Here is a 25,426-nt window from a genome sequence, read left to right on the forward strand (position 1 = left end):
TTTGCCTCGAATGCTTAGAACGAAGAATGGAATGAATCGTATCATCATGTGACCCCGTAAATTTCTCGTTCAAGTCAGTTGCTTTTTTCTTTTGAATTCAGATGAACACCTGAGAATGTTTTACCTGCATCTGTGGATAATAGTTTACTTTTAGTCAGACGTTTAACGGAGCTACAACCATGCAACCTGTTCATAGTGTAAATGACCAGTATCGCGGTATTTCTACACCGCCGACTGTGAAGGATAAAATTTACAATGATATTATTTCGCTAAAAGAAGACTGGGTTTCCCTGGTGGATAGAATTTCCCGGGATGATTTTGATGTGAATAATACAAACTGCGACAATAGCGACGGGGAATTATTTGGCGAACCTCTTTGTATGGCACCTGGTACGGATTGGAAAAAAGTAATAAACAATTTGCAAAAATTGAGTATCAGCGCCTGCCTTAAGCTGAATATACCAGCCAGTGACTGTTTCGACAAAACCGACCTGTCTGGTATCCCTGTGGAGAAACTCGAATTCGAATATCGTGAGGCAGGTGCCCCAGGTGGGGTAACTTCTGAATGACAAAAGCATAAAAGAAATCATTTAAAATGAGCGATATTTGATAGTTTTTCTCCGGTTTTAAAATAGTATCAATAGTATCAGGTGAATCTTTATCCCGACATTATCCGGGATAATATTCAGATTTCTGTTAATGTCAGTAATGGGTTCGATAAATTAAAAGGTGATTATTATGATGTCCGTTAATGGTGATGTCCACACTATAATACTCAGATCTTCTACTACAAATACTACAAAAGACCTGTACTATGATGGAAACATGATGCCACTGGCGGGTGTCAAAGCCATACTTGATACAAGTACCGGAGGATTTTCCAGTTGGGTCAAAAAGTTATTATATGCTATTGCTCATTTGTTAGGAAGCGAAAAAATTCCGAACAATGAGAATATGCGGGAAGGCATGGAATATCTTAAGTTGATTTTTAAAAGCGCCATTCAGGAAGAGAAGTACAGATATGTCATCCGGGATGAGAGTGGCGAGGTTTATGTAGAAATAAACTTTGACCCGGAAGCGAAACAGTTGTTCATCAGTTGTGCCGGGGGGAAAGAATCAATATGTTGTACAGAAAAAGAGTTTACAAACGTTAAACAAAACCTCATAGAAAAATATTGTCCGAGAAATTACCAAACCTCCTATGATCTGGTTGCGAACAAGCTTTACAGGTATGACATTTTAGAAGAGCTGATGGCTTGCGACAACAGGGGTGAGAGCATTTTGTTCAGGGCTATGCGGGACGGGGATACAGATTTGATTGAAAGCCTTCACCTGTCCGAACTTACCGGTAAAGGCGGACTCACCTCCAGTAAGATGCTAAAATTACTGGAGACGTCAAGCGAAGGGGGTACCCCGGGTTTGTATATGGCCATGAAGAACGGACGCTATGACATGCTGGCTACAATACTGGGTTTGCTCGCCAAACTGCCCGATAATTATGACATTAACAAAAATGATGTACTGAGGTTACTGAAAGCAAAAAACTCTGATCCGAGATCTAATTCGATTGAAGGGTCGGAAATTGCCATGACGGAAGGACATGATAAAATACTGATAACGATGTTGGAAATGCTTCCCGACGTGGTCAAGAGGTTTGGAATTACCAATGATGAGATGCGGGATTTAATCAATCCACGTAGGGGTGATGATCGTGCTTTGAGCAAAGCCATGCTTAATGGGAAAGAAAACATAGTGACCGCTATGCAACGGTTACTCCCCGACCATGCCGAGAAATTACAACTCAGCAAAGAGGATGTCTTTAATATACTGTCTTCATTCAACGATAAAACTTCCAAAAATCCCTCGGGTTTATTTAAGGTCATGTCATATGGGAGGGTAAATATGCTGAAGTTCATGCTGGATAATCTCTGCGCGCTACCGGAGGAGATATTTACCAAAGACGATATTCTGGGTTTCCTGTCTGTAAGAAATGCGAATGGCATGACGGGGATGGCGAATGCTATGTCTGATGGTCATGTGGAAATAGTGAAGGCCATGCTGAACCGTCTCTGCTCGATGAAGGGGGAGTTTAATATTACCAAAGACTATGTCCTCAATGATATACTGGCTTCAAAAAACGGCAACGGCTGGACAGGGATATCTTTAGCCATAGCGCACGGACATGTGGAAATACTGAAGACCATACTGGACGCGCTCCCCATGCTGAATGATAAGTTTGACATTACCGGCGCGGATATACAAAAGTTTCTGTTTGCAAAAATCGACGAAGACATCTCGGGTTGGACCAAAGGTATGGACAGAGGGAATAAGGACAAACTGATAAGCATGTACAAAATGCTGTTCGATAACATACTGATGGATAATAAGTCAGATATTCCTGTTGATTTGCTGAGGGAATTAAATATTGTCAGCCATATTGTATTGACAGAAACTGGAAAACCAAAAACAGACGAAATAACAAGGCACTCTGAAACCAGCCTCACCTACGGACAACTCCGGCAATGGAGTGAAGCGAGTGTACGGCGTGCGGCCGGGAGTTTAGAGGAGTACTGTCGGAACCTAAACATTAATGTGGACACTGTCAAACCCTACCTGACCCCAGCCGGACTTACCCCCCTCGGCGAAGAGATGCGGGATAATGTAAAAGTGCCGGGGCTCACTGTTGTGGGGTAAGGCCCTGCACATCCCGTGGCCCCCTGCATGGCTAAAGCATGGAAAGCGGAAGAAAAAGCGCAATGAGGTCGTAGGACGAACGGTTCGGGGAAGGCTGAAGAGTACGTATCTGGTCCTGAAGACCGGATAAACCTTCATCGGTCCAACGTTTAAGCCACTTGTAGCTAGTGGCAGGAGAAATGCCGTAGTGACGGACACTGTAAATAATTCTGTGTAACCGCCCACGATTAAAGGTGGCCGCTCAGGCGGTCACCGTATTCGATAATAAATTGTGTGATTCATAGACATCGTTTTCAATATTCTCAACTCAAGTTCAAGCTGGTTATTCTGTTCCTGTATATGCTCCTCATTGGGCTGATAGTTTGCGTGAACGGCATCAGAGTATGGCGTTTTCTCAGCAAGTTCAAAGTAGCGCTCCATCGGAGTTATCAGCCACCCACAGCTGGTCAGGATATTCTGCCACGAACTGACGATTCACACAGTCGCCTGCGGCAACGACTTTCCTGCTGACTGTAAACAGAACGACGGTCGGCGGTGAAATAACGGTCTTTGCCCTCACCTATGCCATGGCCCAGCGCCCGGCTCATGTCGTAGCCATCGCTTTCACGCGGGCATCCATTGCGGCGTCGTTCAAAACCATACCTCCCCAGCCGCAAATACCGGGTAACCTGATACTTCACAATAAGATTGGTGCGTGGATTATAGATTGCCAAATAATAATCCATCAAGAAATAATGACAACAAAAAAACATCAAACATTCCTAATGTTATTTGGCCATATAAAACATTAATAACTCTTGACCTTTCCTGACATTTTCCATATTCGCAATCATATTCTGTTTAGACGTTGTTTATAAACATCATGCATAATGAAATCGTCATGTTATTTGGCGATATGAAAAAGTCTTTGAAAATACTCTCTACAACAAGTGCAGTTATAAGCTTGTTGTGACTGAGCGTCCTTGTGATTTAAAGATATTATCGTTCTTCATCAGATGTAATAACTCAGGAAATTATATTTTCAGGGCGACAGGCTAATCAAGAATGATTCTTTTTTATAAGCAATAACCGAATGACTGAATTGTTATATTTCTTTATTCAGCTGCTTAAATATAAACTTTGGAGAATTATGAAACTCAAACATGTCGGAATGATTGTCGTATCTGTGTTGGCGATGTCTTCGGCTGCTGTTAACGCTGCCGAAGGTGATGAGTCAGTTACTACCACCGTTAATGGCGGTGTTATTCATTTTAAAGGTGAAGTGGTAAATGCCGCTTGTGCGATTGACTCAGAATCAATGAACCAAACGGTTGAACTGGGTCAGGTCCGTTCTTCTCGCCTGGCTAAAGCGGGTGACCTCAGTAGCGCTGTAGGCTTCAATATCAAGCTGAATGATTGTGATACCAATGTTTCCAGTAATGCGGCTGTTGCATTCCTGGGGACTACTGTCACCAGTAATGACGATACGCTGGCGCTTCAGAGTTCAGCGGCAGGCTCTGCCCAGAATGTCGGTATCCAAATTTTGGACCGTACGGGGGAGGTATTAATACTGGATGGGGCAACTTTTAGCGCTAAAACTGACTTGATTGATGGCACGAATATACTGCCATTCCAGGCTCGTTATATTGCCCTCGGGCAGTCAGTGGCCGGTACTGCAAATGCAGATGCGACCTTCAAAGTCCAATACCTATAATTGAGTATTCGGGTGGCTATGCGTCATCTGAAATTAAAACAGGGTGTGTGTGGCATGGCTACTCACACCCGAAAAAATTCATCAATATTTATCTCATTATTACTAAGGAATGACTTATATCTTGGAACGATATGAAAAAATCATAGAGTATCTAAACGATTAATAAACAAGACAGTTAAATTTACTGTGATTTTAAAAATCACTTTGAAGACAATTTTTATTTCAATAGAGAACCAAATTTTATTACCAGCGCATTAAGTCTGGAAACCCGGCCATCCGCCATAGCATTAGCAATATTTACCATTTTCTGATGTGACGGTTTCCCCCGCTTAGCCTATCAACACATGGAGAACACATCAGATGCAGACGACTCGTACGCCCTACTCTGTTTCTTTTATGGCGACAGTATTACTTTCATTGATCTTTCTTTGCCATAGTACCATTGCCAATGCAGCGGTAGCTCTAGGTGCAACTCGTGTAATCTTTCCAGCAAATCAGAAACAGGTTCTATTGCCTGTCACGAATAATGATCCTGCCAGTGTCTATCTTATTCAGTCATGGATAGAAAATGCGGGTGACCAAAAAGATACCCAGTTTGTCATTACCCCACCGCTTTTTTCGATGCAAGGCAAAAAAGAGAATACGCTGCGGATTATCAACGCCACTAATCATCAGTTACCGAGCGACCGGGAAAGCCTGTTTTGGGTAAATGTCAAAGCTATTCCTGCTATGGAAAAAGATCAGAAAAATGCAAATACATTACAGCTCGCAATTATTAGCCGCATAAAAATGTTCTATCGCCCAACGAATTTGGCAATGGCACCTGACCAAGCTCCGGAAATGCTTCGTTTCCGCCGCAGTGGTAGCAAACTGACACTTATTAATCCGACCCCCTACTTCATTACCGTAACGAATATGAAAGCAGGAAATAGCGATCTCCCAAACACCATGGTGCCTCCAAAAGGTGAGATTTCTGTGGATTTCCCTCACGGTACATCCGGGGATATCAGCTTTCAGACGATCAATGATTACGGTGCATTAACACCGCGTATTAAGGCAACCATGCAGTAACAACTGACCTAATTAATAAGCATAAACTCAATCGGAACTAATAATGACAGCCTTTCGTGCCGCATTTAAGGCATATCGTATGCATCATGTGTTACTACTGCCTCGCTTTGCACGGCTTACCTTTGCCCTTGGCTTAGCTACAGCGGTTTTTCCCGTAGAAGCAGAGTATTATTTTAATCCACGGTTTTTAAGCAATGATCTTGCTGAGTCTGTTGATTTATCTGCCTTTGCTAAGGGACGCGAGGCACCACCTGGTACATATCGGGTCGATATTTATTTGAACGACGAATTTATGACCACTCGGGATGTTACTTTTGTTGCAGATGATAATAACGCAGATCTCACCCCATGTCTGAGTACAGACCTTCTTGTCAGTCTTGGCATAAAAAAATCAGCGTTATTAGCCAATAAGGACCATTTGGCAGGAAAAAATGTGCCGGATAACAACGCATGTACACCACTTCAGGATCGTTTGGCTGATGCATCTACTGAGTTTGATGTTGGTCAGCAACATCTGTCGCTCTCCGTTCCGCAGATTTATGTCGGCAGAATGGCCCATGGTTATGTCTCTCCTGACCTGTGGGAAGAAGGAATAAACGCAGGCCTACTGAACTATAGTTTTAATGGTAATTCTATCAACAATCGTAGTAACCATAACGCCAGCAAAACCAACTATGCATATCTGAATTTGCAGAGTGGCATCAACATTGGCAGTTGGCGACTACGTGATAACTCAACGTGGAGTTATAACAGTGGGAGTAACAACCCATCTGACAGCAATAAATGGCAACATATCAATACGTCTGCTGAACGTGACATTATTCCCTTACGCTCACGGTTAACGGTGGGTGATAGTTATACCGATGGCGATATTTTTGAAAGTGTGAACTTTCGTGGCCTTAAAATAAACTCAACGGAAGCGATGTTGCCCGATAGCCAACATGGTTTTGCTCCGGTGATTCATGGTATAGCCCGTGGCACAGCCCAAGTCAGTGTTAAACAGAACGGATACGATGTTTATCAGACTACGGTCCCTCCCGGCCCTTTTACTATTGATGATATTAACTCTGCGGCCAATGGCGGTGATCTGCAAGTTACGATAAAAGAGGCAGACGGCAGTATTCAGACTTTATATGTCCCTTATTCATCTGTCCCGGTTCTCCAACGTGCTGGTTATACGCGTTATGCACTTGCCTTGGGAGAATATCGTAGTGGAAATAACCTGCAAAGCTCCCCAAAATTCATTCAGGGCAGCGTAATGCATGGTCTGGAGGGAAACTGGACACCTTATGGCGGGATGCAAATTGCAGAAGATTATCAAGCTTTCAACGTGGGTATTGGTAAAGATCTTGGCCTTTTAGGTGCCTTTTCTGTCGATATCACGCAAGCCAATACGACACTTGCGGATGATACTCGTCACAGCGGACAATCGGTAAAATCTGTCTACAGTAAATCTTTCTATCAGACGGGAACGAATATCCAGATCGCAGGATATAGATATTCTACGCAGGGATTTTATAACTTATCTGACAGTGCATACAGTCGAATGAGTGGTTACACCGTCAAGCCTCCGACCGGAGACACCAATGAACAGATACAATTTATTGATTATTTTAATCTGTACTATAGTAAACGTGGTCAGGAACAAATAAGTATTTCTCAGCAGCTTGGAAATTACGGTACGACCTTTTTCAGTGCCAGTCGCCAAAGTTACTGGAACACGTCACGCAGCGTTCAGCAAATATCATTCGGGTTAAATGTACCGTTTGGCGATATTACGACTTCGCTGAATTATAGCTATTCCAGTAATATATGGCAAAACGATCGGGATCATTTACTCGCTTTTACACTTAATGTTCCCTTCAGTCATTGGATGCGTACAGACAGTCAGTCGGCATTTCGTAATTCAAACGCTAGTTATAGCATGTCAAACGATTTGAAAGGCGGTATGACCAATCTATCTGGGGTTTATGGCACACTGCTGCCGGATAATAACCTGAATTATAGTGTTCAGGTCGGTAATACCCGCGGAGGTAATGCATCATCTGGCACCAGTGGTTACAGTTCTCTTAATTATCGAGGGGCTTACGGTAATACTAATGTCGGTTACAGTCGTAATGGAGATAGCAACCAGTTTTACTACGGAATGAGTGGTGGAATTATTGCTCATGCTGATGGTGTCACCTTTGGACAGCCGATGGGTGACACTATGGTTCTGGTTAAGGCTCCTGGCGCGGAGGATGTTAAAATAGAGAACCAGACAGGAATACATACAGACTGGCGTGGCTATGCAATATTACCATTTGCGACAGAATATAGAGAAAATCGTGTCGCTCTTAACGCTAATTCCCTTGCCGATAATGTTGAACTGGATGAAACCGTGGTCACGGTCATCCCTACTCATGGTGCTATTGCCAGAGCAACATTTAATGCACAAATCGGCGGTAAAGTATTAATGACTCTGAAATACGGCAATAAACCAGTTCCATTCGGTGCAATTGTGACTCACGGTGACAATAACAATGGCAGCATTGTTGCTGAAAATGGTCAGGTCTATCTGACAGGACTTCCACAATCAGGAAAATTACAGGTTTCATGGGGCAACAATGCAAACGCTAAATGTATTGTTAATTACAAGCTTCCTGAAGTCTCTCCTGGGAACTTACTGAGTCAGCAAACAGCAGTCTGTCGCTAAGGAACACTAGATTATGAAACACAATAGCATTATTTTCCTCGGGTTATGTCTGGGGTTAACCACCTATTCTGCTTTATCTGCAGATAGCGTTATTAAAATTAGCGGGCGCGTCCTGGATTATGGCTGCACAGTTTCATCTGATTCGCTTAATTTTACCGTAGACCTACAAAAACACAGTGCCCGGCAATTCCCAACGACTGGAAGCACAAGTCCAACCGTTCCTTTCCAGATTACGTTAAGTGAATGTAGCAAAGGGACTACGGGGGTTCGGGTTGCATTTAGCGGGATAGAGGATTTAGAAAATAATACTCTGCTGAAACTGGATGAAGGAAGCAATTCTGCTTCCGGTTTGGGTATTGAAATTCTGGACGGAAATATGCGCCCAGTAAAAATAAATGACCTTCATACCGGAATGCAGTGGATCCCTCTGACTCCTGATCAGGATAATATTTTGCCTTACTCGGCCCGTTTGAAGTCAACACAAAAGTCCGTCAATCCAGGACTGGTTAGCGCTTCGGCAACATTTACCCTTGAATTTCAATAATCAGAGTCAGATATGAATAGAACTTTCCAAAGACTTCTGTTGGCTACGCTCTGTGCGCTATTTTCAGCAACGCTTCAGGCCGCTGATGTCACTATCACTGTTAATGGTCGGGTAGTTGCTAAACCCTGCACTATTCAAACCAAAGAGGCTAGCGTTAATCTCGGGGATCTTTATACACGCAATCTGCAACAACCTGGTTCTGCATCTGGCTGGCACAATATTACTTTATCATTAACCGATTGTCCGATTGAAACAAGTGCAGTGACGGCAATCGTAACAGGTTCAACTGACAATACGGGTTATTACAAAAATGAAGGTAGTGCCGAAAATATTCAAATAGAGCTGAGGGATGATCAGGAGGCGACGTTAAAAAGTGGCGATAGCAAAACGGTTATTGTTGATGAGATCACACGTAATGCACAGTTTCCACTTAAGGCAAGAGCTATCACGGTGAATGGAAACGCAAGCCAGGGAACGATCGAGGCGCTAATCAATGTGATCTATACCTGGCAATAACATCGATTCGATTTTATAAGCCTCTTTTTTAAATCAATTTTTAACCTAAGGATTTATCATGGGAAAAAAAATTAGTATAAATGTCCTGTTCAGTATTTATTTTCTTTTGATGGCAGGTAAAGTCTTCGCCTTCAGTTGTAATGTTGATGGTGGGTCAAGTATTGGCGCAGGTACAACTTCTGTGTATGTTAATCTCGATCCTGTCATTCAACCAGGTCAGAATCTGGTTGTAGATTTGTCTCAGCATATAAGTTGCTGGAATGATTACGGCGGCTGGTACGACACAGATCATATTAACTTAATACAAGGCTCAGCTTTCGCAGGCTCCCTACAGTCATATAAAGGATCGCTGTACTGGAATAATGTGACCTACCCCTTTCCGTTGACGACAAATACCAACGTGCTGGATATTGGTGATAAGACACCGATGCCCTTACCGTTAAAACTCTATATTACCCCTGTCGGGGCGGCCGGTGGCGTTGTCATAAACGCGGGAGAAGTTATTGCTCGCATTCATATGTATAAAATTGCAACGTTAGGAAGTGGAAATCCGCGTAACTTTACATGGAATATTATTTCAAATAACAGTGTTGTTATGCCAACGGGCGGCTGTACCGTTGATAGTCGTAATGTCACAGTGAGTCTCCCGGACTTTCCTGGAAGCGCAGAAATACCCCTGGGCGTATATTGCTCAAGTGAGCAAAAGCTCTCATTTTATCTTTCGGGCGCTACCACTGACAGTGCCCGACAAGTGTTTGCTAATACAGCACCTGACGCAACAAAAGCATCAGGAGTCGGTGTCTCCCTGATGCGTAATGGAAAAATACTGGCTACGGGAGAAAATGTCTCCCTGGGAACTGTAAATAAAAGCAAAGTACCCCTGGGCTTAAGTGCAACTTATGGACAGACCGGTAGCAAGGTCGCAGCTGGAGCAGTACAGTCAGTCATTGGCGTTACATTTATCTATGAATAATTGTGATGTTGACCCTGTTATACTTTAGGTTGTGCTTTCCATTCACTAAAATTACGCGGATAATTCTTTCCTGAAAGAAATTATCCTACACCTGTAAGAAAATCCGCGCACAATTGAAGTCAGAGTCTTATTTTATATATTGAAAAGTATGTTAACTTAAAGACTATGAGAGATGATGCTTAACTTATCGCATTTATACTATTCTGTTATTTGACGATAATGAGTTAAAAATAGAATGAGAGTAGCCCCCTACTCTCATATATCCAAATGGCCGATAAACCCATTATATATACTGCGCATCATCGCTATTACAAATCCTAATAATTCATTTCCACACAGGATAAGCTGATGAAGAAAAAAATTGAATCCTACCAGGGAGCTGCCGGTGGTTGGGGGGCTGTCAAATCTGTAGCGAATGCAGTCCGTAAGCAGATGGATATACGCCAGGAAGTGATTGCCATGTTTGACATGAATAAGCCAGAAGGCTTTGACTGTCCAGGATGTGCATGGCCAGATCCTAAGCACAGCGCGTCATTCGACATTTGTGAAAACGGCGCAAAAGCAATCGCCTGGGAAGTCACCGATAAACAGGTGAATGCCTCTTTTTTCGCTGAGAATACGGTTCAATCATTACTTACCTGGGGAGATCACGAACTCGAGGCTGCGGGGCGTCTCACTCAACCTTTGAAATATGATGCCGTCAGCGACTGTTACCAGCCATTAAGCTGGCAACAAGCTTTCGACGAAATTGGCGCACGTCTTCAAAGCTATAGTGATCCAAATCAGGTTGAATTCTATACTTCGGGCCGCACTTCCAATGAAGCAGCCTTTCTTTATCAGCTTTTTGCCCGTGAATACGGTACCAATAACTTTCCCGACTGCTCAAACATGTGCCATGAACCGACCAGCGTAGGTTTGGCTGCGAGTATCGGCGTGGGTAAAGGGACCGTGTTACTGGAAGACTTTGAGAAATGCGATTTAGTAATTTGCATTGGGCATAACCCTGGTACAAACCACCCTCGCATGCTGACTTCGTTGCGCGCTTTAGTGAAACGGGGAGCGAAAATGATTGCCATCAATCCTCTGCAGGAGCGTGGCCTGGAGCGATTTACCGCACCACAGAACCCGTTTGAAATGCTGACGAACTCCGAGACTCAATTGGCTAGTGCTTACTATAATGTGCGCATTGGTGGCGATATGGCGTTGCTAAAGGGGATGATGCGCCTGTTAATTGAGCGCGATGATGCTGCAAGTGCTGCGGGTCGGCCCTCATTGCTGGATGACGAATTCATTCAAACGCATACCGTCGGCTTTGACGAGCTACGCCGTGACGTTCTCAATTCCGAGTGGAAAGATATCGAACGTATTTCTGGACTAAGTCAGACACAAATCGGCGAACTTGCTGATGCATATGCCGCTGCCGAACGAACCATTATCTGTTACGGAATGGGGATCACTCAGCACGAACATGGTACCCAGAACGTACAGCAACTGATCAATCTGCTGTTGATGAAAGGTAACATTGGCAAGCCTGGTGCGGGTATCTGCCCACTACGTGGTCACTCTAATGTACAGGGCGACCGAACCGTCGGTATCACCGAGAAACCGTCTGCAGAGTTTCTGGCTCGCCTGGGTGAGCGCTATGGCTTCACCCCACCTCATGCACCTGGACATGCTGCAATCGCCAGCATGCAAGCAATATGTACGGGGCAAGCTCGAGCATTGATCTGCATGGGGGGCAACTTTGCACTGGCAATGCCAGATCGGGAAGCGAGCGCTGTACCGTTAACGCAATTAGATCTGGCGGTACACGTTGCCACAAAGCTTAACCGCTCTCATCTGCTGACCGCACGGCATAGCTATATTCTGCCGGTTCTGGGACGTAGCGAGATTGACATGCAAAAAAGCGGTGCGCAGGCGGTAACCGTTGAGGATTCAATGTCAATGATTCATGCCTCGCGTGGCGTGTTAAAACCCGCAGGTGTCATGCTGAAATCAGAGTGTGCTGTGGTCGCGGGAATCGCGCAGGCAGCGCTCCCTCAGAGCGTGGTGGCCTGGGAGCATCTGGTGGAAGATTATGATCGCATTCGCAATGACATTGAAGCTGTGCTGCCAGAGTTCGCCGACTATAACCAGCGCATCCGCCATCCTGGTGGTTTTCACCTCATAAACGCAGCTGCTGAAAGGCGCTGGCTGACGTCGTCAGGTAAGGCTAATTTCATTACCAGCAAAGGGCTGTTAGAAGATCCCTCTTCGGCGTTTAACAGTAAGCTGGTCATGGCGACAGTACGCAGTCACGATCAGTACAACACGACGATTTATGGTATGGATGATCGCTATCGAGGGGTATTCGGTCAACGAGATGTGGTCTTCATGAGTGCTAAACAAGCTAAAGTTTGCGGTGTAAAAAACGGCGAAAGAGTTAATCTTATTGCACTCACGCCAGAGGGTAAGCGTAGCTCACGCCGCATGGATAGATTAAAAGTGGTCATTTACCCCATGGCTGACCGCTCACTGGTGACCTATTTTCCAGAATCGAATCACATGCTAACACTTGATAACCACGATCCATTAAGTGGCATTCCTGGCTATAAAAGTATTCCGGTTGAATTAGAACCATCAAATTAATTCGCCTCCTCATTTCTTCTGCTGTCATCCGCACAGCAGAAGAATTCCTCATTGACCATTGTCGCGCAATTTACTCACATGTGCTAAATTAAACTGCTCGCTATAAGATATATACCTCCGCCTACAGCTGTAAGAAACTCCGCTCAGTACTGAAGCACCAGTCCTATTTCCTCTTTTTTCCAGCCTGTTATATTAAGCATACTGATTAACGATTTTTAACGTTATCCGCTAAATAAACATATTTGAAATGCATGCGACCACAGTGAAAAACAAAATCACGCAAAGAGACAACTATAAAGAAATCATGTCTGTAATTGTGGTTGTCTTATTACTGACACTTACGTTGATAGCCATTTTTTCGGCAATTGATCAGCTGGGTATTTCAGAAATGGGTCGCATTGCAAGAGATCTTACACATTTCATTATCAATAGTTTGCAAGACTGAAAATAAACAGCAAATTATAAATATGAAATGTTAAAAAAGTATCGATAAAAACTTTATTGTTTTAAGGAGATAAAATGTCGCTCGTTTGTTCTGTTATATTTATTCATCATGCCTTCAACGCTAACATTTTAGATAAAGATTACGCCTTCTCTGACGGCGAGATCTTGATGGTAGATAACGCTGTTCGTACGCATTTTGAACCTTATGAGCGGCATTTTAAAGAAATCGGATTTAATGAAAATACCATTAAAAAATATCTACAATGCACTAACATCCAGACAGTGACGGTGCCTGTTCCTGCGAAGTTTTTACGTGCTTCAAATGTACCGACTGGATTGCTTAATGAAATGATTGCTTATCTCAACTCGGAAGAACGCAATCATCATAATTTTTCAGAACTTTTGCTTTTTTCTTGCCTGTCTATTTTTGCCGCATGCAAAGGTTTCATTACACTATTAACTAACGGTGTGCTATCCGTATCAGGGAAAGTGAGAAACATTGTCAATATGAAGCTGGCACACCCATGGAAACTAAAAGATATTTGTGATTGCCTGTATATTAGTGAAAGCCTGCTGAAGAAAAAACTAAAGCAAGAGCAAACGACATTCTCACAAATTCTTTTAGATGCCAGAATGCAACACGCAAAAAATTTGATACGCGTAGAGGGTTCAGTCAATAAAATTGCCGAAAAATGTGGTTATGCCAGTACATCTTATTTTATTTATGCTTTCCGCAAACATTTCGGCAACAGTCCAAAGAGAGTTTCAAAGGAGTACCGTTGTCAAAGGCACACGAATATGAACACGGGCAACACGATGAATGCTTTGGCTAATTGATTATTTGCTCACGTATAGTCAACTACAAACGCTAAGTAAGAATTAAAGGGGCAGCTATTACCTGCCCCAATGTGTCATTACGAATTGTATTTTATGATGAGAATTGGTGATATACATCACATATTTATGCATCTAAATAATCTGTTTCATGTTTATTTATGATCCCAATGCAATAAATTGCCATCAAAACACATAAATACACTAAATATCAATTAGTTAGATATTTAGCATTGAAAAATTACTTAGCTCAACAGAAAGCAATGTCAACGCTTTTTAGACTGTTGTTTCTCTTTTTTTAGCCAGATCTGCTATCTCTTTATGTGACTCACTTCACTTACATCATCTTATTTCTCTTCGTAAAATTACTTTGGAATTAAGTACAATAAGAAGAGGAACATTTATGAAGTCTGCATTGAAGAAAAGTGTCGTAAGTACCTCGATATCTTTGATACTGGCATCTGGTATGGCTGCATTTACCGCTCATGCGGCAGATGATGTAAAGCTGAAAGCAACTAAAACAAACGTTGCTTTCTCAGACTTTACGCCGACTGAATACAGTACTAAAGGAAAGCCAAATATCATCGTACTGACCATGGATGATCTGGGTTATGGACAACTTCCTTTTGATAAGGGTTCTTTTGACCCAAAAACAATGGAAAATCGTGAAGTTGTCGATACCTACAAAATAGGGATAGATAAAGCCATTGAAGCTGCACAAAAATCAACGCCAACACTCCTTTCGTTAATGGATGAAGGTGTACGTTTTACTAACGGCTATGTGGCGCACGGGGTTTCCGGTCCCTCCCGCGCCGCAATAATGACCGGTCGAGCGCCCGCTCGTTTTGGTGTGTACTCCAATACTGATGCTCAGGATGGTATTCCGCTGACAGAAACTTTCTTGCCTGAATTATTCCAGAATCATGGTTATTACACTGCTGCAGTAGGTAAATGGCACTTGTCAAAAATCAGTAATGTGCCAGTACCAGAAGATAAACAAACGCGTGACTATCATGACAACTTCACCACATTTTCTGCGGAAGAATGGCAACCTCAAAACCGTGGTTTTGATTACTTTATGGGATTCCACGCTGCAGGAACGGCATATTATAACTCCCCTTCTCTGTTCAAAAATCGTGAGCGCGTCCCCGCAAAAGGTTATATCAGCGATCAGTTAACCGATGAGGCAATTGGCGTTGTTGATCGTGCTAAAACACTTGACCAGCCTTTTATGCTTTACCTGGCTTATAATGCTCCGCACCTGCCAAACGACAACCCTGCACCAGAGCAATATCAGAAGCAATTTAATACCGGTAGCCAAACAGCAGATAACTACTACGCTTCCGTTTATTCTGTTGATCAGGGCGTAAAACGCATTCTTGAACAACTAAAGAAAAACGGACAGTATGACAATACAATTATTCTATTTACCTCTGATAATGGTGCAGTTATCGATGGTCCTCTGCCGCTGAACGGGGCGCAAAAAGGCTATAAGAGTCAGACCTATCCTGGCGGTACTCACACCCCAATGTTTATGTGGTGGAAAGGAAAACTTCAACCCGGTAATTATGACAAGCTGATTTCCGCAATGGATTTCTACCCGACAGCTCTTGATGCAGCCGATATCAGCATTCCAAAAGAGCTAAAATTGGATGGTGTTTCCTTGCTGCCCTGGTTGCAAGATAAGAAACAAGGTGAGCCACATAAAAATCTGACATGGATAACATCTTATTCTCACTGGTTTGATGAGGAAAATATTCCATTCTGGGATAATTACCACAAATTTGTCCGCCATCAGTCAGATGATTACCCGCATAACCCCAACACCGAGGACTTAAGCCAATTCTCTTATACGGTGAGAAATAACGATTATTCGCTTGTCTATACAGTAGAAAATAATCAGTTAGGTCTATACAAACTGACGGATCTACAGCAAAAAGATAACCTTGCCGCCGCCAATCCGCAGGTCGTTAAAGAGATGCAAGGCGTGGTAAGAGAGTTTATCGACAACAGCCAGCCACCGCTTAGCGAGGTAAATCAGGAGAAGTTTAACAATATCAAGAAAGCACTAAGCGAAGCGAAATAACTAAACCTTCATGCGGCGGATTTTTCCGCCGCCTTATTGAGCGAGATAGCGATGCACGTTACAGCCAAACCCTCCAGTTTTCAATGTAATCTCAAATGTGATTACTGTTTTTACCTTGAAAAAGAGTCGCAGTTTACTCATGAAAAATGGATGGATGACAGCACTCTGAAAGAGTTCATCAAACAATATATCGCAGCGTCTGGCAATCAGGTCTATTTTACCTGGCAAGGTGGTGAACCCACTCTGGCTGGCCTGGATTTTTTCCGTAAAGTTATTCACTATCAACAACGCTATGCAGGCCAAAAACGTATTTTTAATGCATTACAAACGAATGGCATTTTATTGAATAATGAATGGTGTGCCTTTCTCAAAGAACATGAGTTTCTGGTTGGTATCTCGATCGATGGACCCCAGGAGCTACATGACCGTTACAGACGCAGTAATTCAGGTAACGGTACTTTTGCAAAAGTGATAGCAGCCATCGAGCGTCTGAAATCATATCAAGTAGAGTTTAATACGTTAACCGTCATTAATAACGTTAATGTCCATTACCCTCTTGAGGTTTATCATTTTTTAAAATCTATCGGCAGTAAACATATGCAATTTATCGAATTGCTCGAAACCGGGACGCCGAATATTGATTTCAGTGGTCATAGTGAGAACACATTCCGTATCATTGATTTTTCTGTGCCTCCCACGGCTTATGGCAAGTTTATGTCAACCATTTTTATGCAATGGGTTAAAAACGATGTGGGTGAAATTTTCATCCGTCAGTTTGAAAGCTTTGTCAGCCGTTTTTTGGGGAATGGGCATACCAGTTGTATTTTCCAGGAGTCCTGCAAGGATAATCTGGTTGTTGAAAGTAATGGAGACATTTACGAATGCGACCATTTTGTCTATCCACAGTACAAAATTGGAAACATTAATAAATCTGAACTCAAAACGATGAATAGTGTTCAACTGACAGCGCAAAAAAAACAGATTTCAGCGAAATGTCAGCAATGTGTATATAAACCTATCTGCAATGGCGGTTGTCCTAAGCATCGTATTACTAAAGTAAACAATGAGACTGTTTCCTATTTTTGTGAAGGTTATAAAATCCTTTTTTCAACAATGGTGCCTTATATGAACGCCATGGTGGAGTTAGCTAAGAACAGAGTTCCGCTTTACCACATTATGGATGTTGCAAAACAAATGGAGAATAATTAATAACGCTCCCCCTTAGTTCCATTCTTAGCCTCCTTCTTATGACCTTAACAAGGCACCCGACATAAATTCCTGTCGGGTGTTTCGTCTTCATCATCTTCCTTTGCGAAAATCCTGGCTTACGTGGTGTGCGTCAGAGCATTAGCAATGCCCTTGATTATCAATAGCATAACCATAACAACTGAAAATCAAATATTTCTTTATATTTCAAATTGTTAAATGATACTTAAATAAATTTCATCAGTAAATCATTGCCATAGATAATCATTGAATGGCACAATCAATTTTCGCTAATGATAACCATTCCCATTACGTTTTGTATGTTGATAGCAAAGTATCTCTGTCTGCTGAAGCCCTTTTGGCTGCGTAAGAATAATAAAACTTCAGTGTTGTTAATCATTATTATCCTCGCCATGATCCTTGGCGTGGTTAAAATTCAGGTCTGGTTAAACGACTGGAATAATGATTTTTTCAATGCGCTAAGCCAGAAAGAAACTGATAAGCTTTGGCAGCTTGTCCTTTGGTTCCCTGCCCTGCTGGGGATCTTTGTATTAATATCCGTAAACAAAACATGGTTAATTAAACTACTGACTATTCGCTGGCGCGAATGGTTAACAGATTACTACCTTAATCGCTGGTTTGCAGATAAAAACTACTACTTCACGCAGATCTACGGCGAGCATAAAAATACAGATAACCCTGACCAACGTATCGCTGAAGACATTCTCTTACTGATCAGCAAAACGCTCAGCCTTTCATTTGGTTTCATCCAGTCACTGAGCATGCTGATCACCTTTACCATTATTCTTTGGCAAAGCGCGGGTACGCTCTCATTCACTGTTAGTGGAACAGAATGGAATATCCAGGGGTATATGGTCTATACCGTCGTGCTCATTGTGATCGGTGGAACTTTATTTACCCATAAGGTTGGTAAACGTATTCGTCCGCTTAATGTGGAAAAACAACGTAGCGAAGCGACATTTCGAACTAATCTTGTGCAGCATAATAAGCAGGCAGAACTGATTGCGCTAAGCAATGCTGAATCTCTACAACGGCAGGAGTTGAGCGACAATTTTCATATCATTAAAGAGAACTGGCATCGTTTAATGAATCGCCAGCGGTGGCTTGATTACTGGCAGAATATTTATTCGCGCTCGCTTAGCGTTCTTCCCTACTTTCTGTTATTGCCGCAGTTTATTAGCGGACAGATCAATCTGGGCGGACTGATGAAATCACGCCAGGCATTTATGCTGGTATCGAACAATTTAAGCTGGTTTATTTATAAATATGATGAACTTGCTGAACTGGCTGCGGTTATCGATCGCTTGTATGAGTTCCATCAACTCACCGAACAGCGCCCTACGAATAAGCCTAAAAATTGCCAACATGCGGTACAAGTGGCTGACGCGAGTATTCGTACTCCTGATAATAAGATCATATTAGAGAACCTGAACTTTCATGTTTCGCCAGGCAAATGGCTATTACTGAAAGGTTACTCTGGTGCGGGAAAAACCACACTGCTTAAAACATTATCCCACTGCTGGCCGTGGTTTAAAGGTGATATTTCGTCTCCTGCTGACAGTTGGTATGTGTCACAAACACCGTTAATCAAAACCGGCTTACTGAAAGAGATTATTTGTAAAGCACTTCCCCTGTCCGTAGACGATAAATCGTTGAGCGAAGTACTGCATCAGGTTGGTCTGGGGAAATTGGCTGCGCGTATTCATGATCACGATCGCTGGGGAGATATTCTTTCCAGCGGCGAAAAACAACGTATCGCCCTGGCTCGATTAATTTTACGACGTCCGAAATGGATATTTCTTGACGAAACTACCTCTCATCTTGAGGAACAAGAGGCTATCCGCTTACTGCGTTTAGTGCGTGAAAAACTACCCTCAAGCGGCGTCATTATGGTCACACATCAACCTGGTGTCTGGAGCCTGGCTGATGATATTTGCGACATTAGCGCGGTTTTATAAAAACAATAAAAGCCCTGCTGTACGGAGATAAAAATAAATGAAGCGAGTTCTTATTCCTGGCGTCATTTTATGTGGCGCTGATGTGGCGCAGGCTGTCGATGACAAAAATAAGTACATGCCTGTTTTTGAAGAGATGACGGTCTATGCGCCTGTCCCTGTGCCTGTAAACGGGAACACGCATTACACCAGTGAAAGTATAGAGCGCCTACCGACCGGGAATGGCAATATCAGCGATCTGCTGAAAACCAACCCCGCGGTGCGCATGGATACAACGCAAAGTACTTCGTTGAACCAGGGCGATATTCGCCCGGAGAAAATCTCTATTCACGGTGCATCGCCCTATCAGAATGCCTATTTGATTGACGGTATAAGTGCAACTAACAACTTGAACCCGGCGAATGAGTCCGATGCCAGTAGTGCAACCAATATTAGCGGGATGTCACAGGGTTATTATCTGGATGTCAGCTTACTGGACAATGTGACACTTTATGACAGTTTTGTGCCGGTTGAATTTGGCCGCTTCAATGGCGGGGTAATTGATGCAAAGATCAAACGCTTCAACGCTGATGATAGCAGCGTGAAACTGGGTTATCGCACTACGCGGTCGGACTGGTTAACATCGCATATCGATGAGAATAACAAGAGCGCATTTAATCAAGGTTCTTCAGGAAGTACTTATTACTCTCCAGATTTTAAAAAGAACTTTTATACCTTGTCGTTTAATCAGGAACTCGCTGATAACTTTGGCGTTACCGCCGGTTTATCGCGCCGCCAGTCTGATATCATCCGCGCGGATTATGTTTCGAATGACGGCATTGTCGCCGGCAGGGCACAGTATAAAAACGTTATCGATACTGCATTGAGCAAATTTACCTGGTTTGCCAGCGACCGCTTTACCCACGATTTAACCTTAAAATATACCGGCTCCAGCCGTGATTATAATACCAGCACCTTCCCGGAGTCTGATCGCGAAATGGGTAATAAATCCTATGGTCTGGCATGGGATATGGATACCCAGCTCGCATGGGCCAAACTGCGTACCACCGTTGGTTGGGATCATATTAGTGATTATACCCGTCACGATCATGACATCTGGTACACCGAACTTTCATGTACATATGGTGATATTTCAGGGCGTTGCACCCGTGGCGGATTAGGACACATTTCCCAGGCTGTAGATAATTACACCTTCAAAACACGCCTTGACTGGCAAAAATTCGCCGTGGGTAATGTTTCGCATCAACCCTACTTCGGCGCGGAATACATCTATTCCGATGCATGGACTGAACGCCATAACCAGTCTGAATCCTATGTGATTAATGCTGCCGGAAAGAAAACTAACCATACCATTTACCATAAAGGTAAAGGCAGCCTGGGAATAGACAATTACACGCTGTATATGGCGGATCGCATTAACTGGCGTAATGTGTCGTTAATGCCCGGCGTGCGGTATGACTATGATAACTATCTGTCAAACCACAATATCTCCCCGCGCTTTATGACGGAATGGGATATTTTTGCTGATCAAACCTCAATGATTACCGCAGGTTATAACCGTTACTATGGCGGGAATATTCTTGATATGGGATTACGTGATATCCGCAATAGCTGGACAGAATCGGTATCAGGCAATAAAACCCTGACGCGCTATCAGGATTTGAAAACGCCTTATAACGATGAACTGGCAATGGGATTGCAGCAAAAAATCGGTAAGAACGTTATTGCGCGCGCAAACTATGTTTACCGTGAAGCGCATGATCAAATCAGCAAAAGCAGTCGTACCGATAGCGCGACTAAAACCACCATTACTGAATATAACAACGACGGTAAAACCAAAACGCATTCGTTCAACCTCAGTTTTGAACTGGCCGAACCCCTGCATATCAGCCAGGTAGATATTAACCCACAAATTGTCTTTAGCTATATCAAGAGCAAGGGCAACTTGTCGTTAAACAATGGTTATGAGGAGAGCAATACAGGTGATAACCAGGTTGTTTATAACGGTAATCTGGTCTCTTACGATAGCGTTCCAGTGGCGGATTTTAATAATCCACTAAAGATCTCCTTAAACATGGATTTCACGCATCAACCGAGCGGGTTGGTGTGGGCGAATACGCTGACCTGGCAAGAAGCGCGTAAAGCTCGCATTATCCTGGGTAAGACGAATGCGCAATACATCAGCGAATATTCAGATTACAAGCAGTATGTTGACGAAAAACTGGATAGCAGCCTGACCTGGGACACCCGCTTGTCCTGGAGGCCACAATTTCTGAAACAACAAAACCTGACGATCAGTGCCGATATTCTCAATGTACTGGATAGCAAAACCGCTGTTGATACAACGAATACCGGCGTGGCGACCTACGCCAGTGGCCGTACTTTCTGGCTTGATGTCAGCATGAAATTTTAATAGTTCGGATTTTACTTAACCGGGTAAATTCGCCCGGTTTTCGCATGGAGATAATTATGAGAAACCTCTGTTTCTTACTGACGTTAGTGGCAACTCTGTTGCTCCCCGGGCGACTGATTGCCGCCGCCTTACCGCAGGATGAAAAGTTAATTACCGGACAACTGGACAATGGCTTGCGATATCTGATTTATCCGCATGCTCAACCAAAGGATCAGGTAAATTTATGGCTGCAAATTCATACCGGTTCATTGCAGGAAGAAGACAATGAGCGCGGCGTGGCTCATTTTGTAGAACATATGATGTTTAACGGCACAAAAACATGGCCGGGTAATAAAGTCATCGAAACATTTGAGTCGATGGGCCTGCGTTTTGGTCGCGATGTTAATGCCTATACCAGCTATGACGAAACAGTGTATCAGGTGAGTTTGCCGACTACGCAGAAACAAAATCTGCAACAAGTGATGGCAATCTTCAGTGAATGGAGTAATGCCGCAACCTTTGAAAAACTCGAAGTAGACGCTGAACGCGGCGTAATTACTGAGGAATGGCGTGCACATCAGGATGCGAAATGGCGTACATCTCAGGCGCGCCGCCCTTTTCTTTTGGCAAATACACGTAATTTAGACCGTGAACCTATCGGCCTGATGGATACTGTTGCCACAGTCACACCGGCACAATTGCGCCAATTTTATCAACGCTGGTATCAACCCAATAATATGACCTTTATTGTGGTCGGCGATATCGACAGTAAAGAAGCGCTGGCGCTGATAAAGGATAATTTAAGTAAGCTCCCGGCTAATAAAGCAGCTGAAAATCGCGTCTGGCCGACAAAAGCAGAAAACAATCTACGCTTTAATATTATTAATGATAAAGAAAACCGGGTGAACGGCATTGCACTCTATTATCGCCTGCCACTGGTACAAGTAAACGATGAGCAAAGCTTTATCGAACAAGCGGAATGGAGCATGTTGGTTCAGCTGTTCAATCAACGTCTGCAGGAACGTATACAGTCGGGCGAGTTGAAGACTATTTCTGGTGGCACTGCGCGCAGCGTTAAAATTGCACCCGATTATCAGTCGCTGTTTTTCCGTGTAAATGCACGTGACAATAATATGCAGGATGCTGCGAATGCATTAATGGCAGAGTTGGCAACCCTCGATCAACATGGTTTTTCTGCTGAAGAACTCGACGATGTTAAAACTACCCGCCTAACCTGGCTGAAAAATGCGGTTGATCAGCAAGCTGAACGCGATTTACGTATGCTGACCAGTCGCCTGGCGTCCAGCTCGTTAAATAATACGCCGTTCTTGTCGCCGGAAGAGACATACCAACTTTCGAAACGTCTGTGGCCGCAAATTACCGTGCAAAGTCTGGCGGAAAAATGGCAGCAGCTAAGAAAGAACCAGGACGCATTTTGGGAGCAAATGGTAAACAATGAAGTTGCCGCCAAAAAAGCATTGTCTCCTGCGGCTATCCTGGCGCTGGAAAAAGAGTACGCCAACAAAAAGCTGGCGGCTTACATCTTCCCAGCCAGAAATTTATCGTTAACAGTAGACGCTGACCCACAGGCGGAAATTAGCAGTAAAGAAACACTGGCTGAGAATCTGACATCATTAACACTTTCTAATGGTGCCAGGGTTATTCTGGCAAAATCAGCGGGTGAAGAGCAAAAGCTACAAATTATTGCCGTATCTAATAAAGGTGATTTAAGTTTCCCTGCGGAGCAAAAATCACTTATCGCGCTGGCAAATAAAGCGGTGAGTGGCAGCGGCGTTGGTGATCTCTCCTCTTCCAGCCTGAAACGCTGGAGTGCGGAAAACTCGGTAACCATGAGCAGCAAAGTCAGTGGGCTGAATACGTTGCTCTCCGTGAGCGCGCGGGCTAATAATCCTGAACCTGGTTTCCAGTTGATTAACCAGCGAATCACTCACAGCACGATTAATGACAATATTTGGGCATCGCTACAAAATGCTCAAATTCAGGCGTTGAAAACGCTCGACCAGCGTCCAGCAGAGAAATTCGCCCAGCAGATGTATGAGAAGCGCTATGCTGATGATCGTACGAAATTACTGCAAGAAAAACAGATTGCACAATTTACTGCCGCAGACGCGCTGGCAGCCGATCGCCAGTTATTTTCATCTCCAGCGGATATCACGTTTGTCGTTGTCGGTAATGTCGCAGAAGACAAACTTCTGCCGTTAATTACGCGTTACTTAGGATCAATAAAACACTCTGATTCGCCATTAGCCGCAGGTAAACCATTAACTCGCGCGACGGACAACGCATCGGTTACAGTAAAAGAACAAAATGAACCTGTGGCACAGGTTTCACAGTGGAATCGTTATGATTCCCGGACACCTGTAAATCTGGAGACGCGTATGGCGCTCGATGCTTTTAACGTCGCACTGGCAAAAGATCTACGCATTAATATTCGTGAACAGGCATCTGGGGCATACAGCGTTTCTTCTCGCCTCTCGGTTGATCCTCAGGCCAAAGATATCACCCATTTGCTGGCTTTTACTTGTCAACCAGAACGGCATGAAGAACTGTTAGCGTTAGCGAATGAAGTGATGGTTAAGCGTCTGGCTAAAGGGATCAGTAAGCAAGAACTGAACGAATACCAGCAAAACGTTCAGCTCAGCCTCGATATCCAACAGCGTAGCGTTCAACAATTAGCGAACACCATTGTAAATAGTCTTATTCAATATGACGATCCTGCAGCATGGACTGAGCAGGAGCAATTGTTGAAACAAATGACGGTAGAGAATGTTAATACTACCGTTAAACAATATCTTTCTCATCCGGTAAATACTTATACCGGAGTATTATTGCCAAAATAATAACAGCCCCGTCAACACATCGTTGGCGGGGATTTTATCAATATTCGCTATTTTTATGTAATAATTTTATAAATGCGTTCAAAATAATAACCAAGTACTAATAGTGATATTTTAAGGTCTGATTTTTACGTGATAATTCAGGAGGCGTAGAAAGTGCATAAAAATAACAACATAAAACACCTTGCCACCACCCAAGAATTCAATAATATATTGATTTTCAATGAAAATATATTATTCGCATAATATCTCACGATAAATAACATTAGGATTTTGTTATTTAAACACGAGTCCTTTGTACTTGCTTACTTTATCGATAAATCCTACTTTTTTAATGCGATCCAATCATTTTAAGGAGTTTAAAATGGATAAGAAGCAAGTAACGGATTTAAGGTCGGAATTACTCGATTCACGTTTTGGCGCTAAGTCTATTTCCACTATTGCAGAATCAAAACGATTTCCGCTGCACGAAATGCGCGATGATGTCGCATTCCAGATTATCAATGATGAATTATATCTTGATGGCAACGCTCGTCAGAACCTGGCCACTTTCTGCCAGACCTGGGACGACGAAAATGTCCACAAGTTGATGGATTTATCCATTAACAAAAACTGGATCGACAAAGAAGAATATCCGCAATCTGCAGCCATCGACCTGCGTTGCGTAAACATGGTTGCCGATCTGTGGCATGCGCCTGCGCCGAAAAATGGTCAGGCCGTTGGCACCAACACCATTGGTTCTTCCGAGGCCTGTATGCTCGGCGGGATGGCGATGAAATGGCGTTGGCGCAAGCGTATGGAAGCCGCAGGCAAGCC

General features: G+C 43.4%; 18 protein-coding genes and 2 pseudogenes. 17 read left to right on the plus strand and 3 right to left on the minus strand.

The genetic code is table 11. The features are described 5' to 3' along the window. The first annotated feature begins 179 nt into the window (after positions 1-179). Together ATB02_RS19025 and ATB02_RS19030 are read left to right on the plus strand one after the other, a co-directional pair. Complete coding sequence (locus tag ATB02_RS19025) at positions 180-569, plus strand: hypothetical protein (protein ID WP_032184246.1); 390 nt, start codon at positions 180-182, stop codon at positions 567-569. Positions 570-738: 169 nt separating this feature from the next. Next, positions 739-2,694, plus strand: a complete 1,956-nt coding sequence (locus ATB02_RS19030; protein WP_105272088.1) for an ankyrin repeat domain-containing protein — start codon at positions 739-741, stop codon at positions 2,692-2,694. A 55-nt stretch (positions 2,695-2,749) separates the two neighbouring features. On the opposite strand, the pseudogene ATB02_RS19035 reads toward ATB02_RS19030, so the two are convergent. Continuing rightward, positions 2,750-2,887 (minus strand): annotated as a pseudogene (locus tag ATB02_RS19035) (helix-turn-helix domain-containing protein); the annotation flags it as partial. 322 nt (positions 2,888-3,209) lie between these two features. Next, a pseudogene (locus tag ATB02_RS26190) lies at positions 3,210-3,367 on the minus strand (alpha/beta hydrolase); the annotation flags it as partial. A gap of 456 nt (positions 3,368-3,823) precedes the next feature. Between ATB02_RS26190 and fimA the strand changes: the two are divergent. The 11 genes from fimA (at position 3,824) to ATB02_RS19090 (ending at position 17,387) form a co-directional block, all read left to right on the plus strand. After that, positions 3,824-4,387 carry a type 1 fimbrial major subunit FimA gene (gene fimA, locus ATB02_RS19040; RefSeq protein ID WP_001360630.1) on the plus strand — a complete coding sequence of 188 codons (564 nt, stop codon included), beginning with the start codon at positions 3,824-3,826 and terminating at the stop codon, positions 4,385-4,387. 360 nt (positions 4,388-4,747) lie between these two features. Further along, positions 4,748-5,458: a fimbria/pilus periplasmic chaperone gene (locus tag ATB02_RS19045; protein ID WP_032184243.1), complete on the plus strand. Its 711-nt coding sequence runs from the start codon at positions 4,748-4,750 to the stop codon at positions 5,456-5,458. 43 nt (positions 5,459-5,501) lie between these two features. Then, a complete protein-coding gene (locus ATB02_RS19050) occupies positions 5,502-8,153 on the plus strand; it encodes a fimbria/pilus outer membrane usher protein (protein WP_105272089.1) in 2,652 nt (883 codons plus the stop codon). A 13-nt stretch (positions 8,154-8,166) separates the two neighbouring features. Continuing rightward, the gene (locus ATB02_RS19055; protein ID WP_000682251.1) at positions 8,167-8,697 is read left to right on the plus strand and encodes a fimbrial protein; all 531 of its coding nucleotides are present in this window, start codon (positions 8,167-8,169) and stop codon (positions 8,695-8,697) included. Between the two features lie 12 nt (positions 8,698-8,709). Beyond that, positions 8,710-9,213 carry a fimbrial protein gene (locus ATB02_RS19060; protein ID WP_032184240.1) on the plus strand — a complete coding sequence of 168 codons (504 nt, stop codon included), beginning with the start codon at positions 8,710-8,712 and terminating at the stop codon, positions 9,211-9,213. Between the two features lie 58 nt (positions 9,214-9,271). Continuing rightward, positions 9,272-10,186 (plus strand): fimbrial protein, encoded by a 915-nt coding sequence (locus ATB02_RS19065; RefSeq protein ID WP_105272090.1) that lies wholly within the window; start codon positions 9,272-9,274, stop codon positions 10,184-10,186. Positions 10,187-10,534: 348 nt separating this feature from the next. Next, positions 10,535-12,814, plus strand: coding sequence for an acid resistance putative oxidoreductase YdeP (gene ydeP, locus ATB02_RS19070; protein ID WP_105272091.1), 2,280 nt, complete (start codon positions 10,535-10,537; stop codon positions 12,812-12,814). Positions 12,815-13,061: 247 nt separating this feature from the next. Then, a complete protein-coding gene (gene safA, locus ATB02_RS19075) occupies positions 13,062-13,259 on the plus strand; it encodes a two-component system connector SafA (RefSeq protein ID WP_000543389.1) in 198 nt (65 codons plus the stop codon). Between the two features lie 74 nt (positions 13,260-13,333). Then, on the plus strand, positions 13,334-14,095 hold the full coding sequence (gene ydeO / locus ATB02_RS19080) for an acid stress response transcriptional regulator YdeO (protein ID WP_032303032.1): 762 nt from the start codon (positions 13,334-13,336) through the stop codon (positions 14,093-14,095). Positions 14,096-14,495: 400 nt separating this feature from the next. Beyond that, positions 14,496-16,178 carry a sulfatase-like hydrolase/transferase gene (locus ATB02_RS19085; RefSeq protein ID WP_001353200.1) on the plus strand — a complete coding sequence of 561 codons (1,683 nt, stop codon included), beginning with the start codon at positions 14,496-14,498 and terminating at the stop codon, positions 16,176-16,178. 51 nt (positions 16,179-16,229) lie between these two features. Then, on the plus strand, positions 16,230-17,387 hold the full coding sequence (locus ATB02_RS19090; protein ID WP_105272092.1) for an anaerobic sulfatase maturase: 1,158 nt from the start codon (positions 16,230-16,232) through the stop codon (positions 17,385-17,387). Here ATB02_RS19090 and ATB02_RS26195 read toward each other — a convergent pair. Beyond that, positions 17,353-17,478: a hypothetical protein gene (locus tag ATB02_RS26195; protein WP_122083086.1), complete on the minus strand. Its 126-nt coding sequence runs from the start codon at positions 17,476-17,478 to the stop codon at positions 17,353-17,355. The genes ATB02_RS19090 and ATB02_RS26195 overlap by 35 nt on opposite strands. A 199-nt stretch (positions 17,479-17,677) precedes the next feature. On the opposite strand from ATB02_RS26195, the gene ATB02_RS19095 reads away from it, so the two are divergent. From ATB02_RS19095 to ATB02_RS19110, 4 genes are all read left to right on the plus strand, one after another. Then, positions 17,678-19,363, plus strand: a complete 1,686-nt coding sequence (locus ATB02_RS19095) for an ABC transporter ATP-binding protein/permease (RefSeq protein WP_105272093.1) — start codon at positions 17,678-17,680, stop codon at positions 19,361-19,363. A 37-nt stretch (positions 19,364-19,400) separates the two neighbouring features. After that, complete coding sequence (locus ATB02_RS19100) at positions 19,401-21,773, plus strand: TonB-dependent receptor plug domain-containing protein (RefSeq protein WP_105272094.1); 2,373 nt, start codon at positions 19,401-19,403, stop codon at positions 21,771-21,773. 56 nt (positions 21,774-21,829) lie between these two features. Next, on the plus strand, positions 21,830-24,613 hold the full coding sequence (locus tag ATB02_RS19105) for a M16 family metallopeptidase (RefSeq protein ID WP_198600586.1): 2,784 nt from the start codon (positions 21,830-21,832) through the stop codon (positions 24,611-24,613). A gap of 361 nt (positions 24,614-24,974) precedes the next feature. Beyond that, on the plus strand, positions 24,975-25,426 hold a 452-nt coding region (locus tag ATB02_RS19110), incomplete at its 3' end, for a pyridoxal-dependent decarboxylase (RefSeq protein WP_088542987.1).

It is taken from the genome of Escherichia sp. MOD1-EC5189 (genome assembly GCF_002966045.1).
GTDB classification, from domain to species: Bacteria; Pseudomonadota; Gammaproteobacteria; order Enterobacterales; family Enterobacteriaceae; genus Escherichia; species Escherichia coli_F.

Coding starts and splice junctions, on each gene's coding strand:
- ATB02_RS19065 (WP_105272090.1), top strand. CDS start 9,272: ATGGGAAAAAAAATTAGTATAAATGTCCTGTTCAGTATTTATTTTCTT.
- ATB02_RS19085 (WP_001353200.1), top strand. CDS start 14,496: ATGAAGTCTGCATTGAAGAAAAGTGTCGTAAGTACCTCGATATCTTTG.
- ATB02_RS19095 (WP_105272093.1), top strand. CDS start 17,678: ATGATAACCATTCCCATTACGTTTTGTATGTTGATAGCAAAGTATCTC.
- ATB02_RS19030 (WP_105272088.1), top strand. CDS start 739: ATGATGTCCGTTAATGGTGATGTCCACACTATAATACTCAGATCTTCT.
- ATB02_RS19090 (WP_105272092.1), top strand. CDS start 16,230: ATGCACGTTACAGCCAAACCCTCCAGTTTTCAATGTAATCTCAAATGT.
- ATB02_RS19060 (WP_032184240.1), top strand. CDS start 8,710: ATGAATAGAACTTTCCAAAGACTTCTGTTGGCTACGCTCTGTGCGCTA.
- ATB02_RS19100 (WP_105272094.1), top strand. CDS start 19,401: ATGAAGCGAGTTCTTATTCCTGGCGTCATTTTATGTGGCGCTGATGTG.
- ATB02_RS19045 (WP_032184243.1), top strand. CDS start 4,748: ATGCAGACGACTCGTACGCCCTACTCTGTTTCTTTTATGGCGACAGTA.
- safA (WP_000543389.1), top strand. CDS start 13,062: ATGCATGCGACCACAGTGAAAAACAAAATCACGCAAAGAGACAACTAT.
- ATB02_RS19025 (WP_032184246.1), top strand. CDS start 180: ATGCAACCTGTTCATAGTGTAAATGACCAGTATCGCGGTATTTCTACA.
- fimA (WP_001360630.1), top strand. CDS start 3,824: ATGAAACTCAAACATGTCGGAATGATTGTCGTATCTGTGTTGGCGATG.
- ATB02_RS19055 (WP_000682251.1), top strand. CDS start 8,167: ATGAAACACAATAGCATTATTTTCCTCGGGTTATGTCTGGGGTTAACC.
- ATB02_RS26195 (WP_122083086.1), bottom strand. CDS start 17,478: ATGAAGACGAAACACCCGACAGGAATTTATGTCGGGTGCCTTGTTAAG.
- ATB02_RS19050 (WP_105272089.1), top strand. CDS start 5,502: ATGACAGCCTTTCGTGCCGCATTTAAGGCATATCGTATGCATCATGTG.
- ATB02_RS19105 (WP_198600586.1), top strand. CDS start 21,830: ATGAGAAACCTCTGTTTCTTACTGACGTTAGTGGCAACTCTGTTGCTC.
- ydeO (WP_032303032.1), top strand. CDS start 13,334: ATGTCGCTCGTTTGTTCTGTTATATTTATTCATCATGCCTTCAACGCT.
- ydeP (WP_105272091.1), top strand. CDS start 10,535: ATGAAGAAAAAAATTGAATCCTACCAGGGAGCTGCCGGTGGTTGGGGG.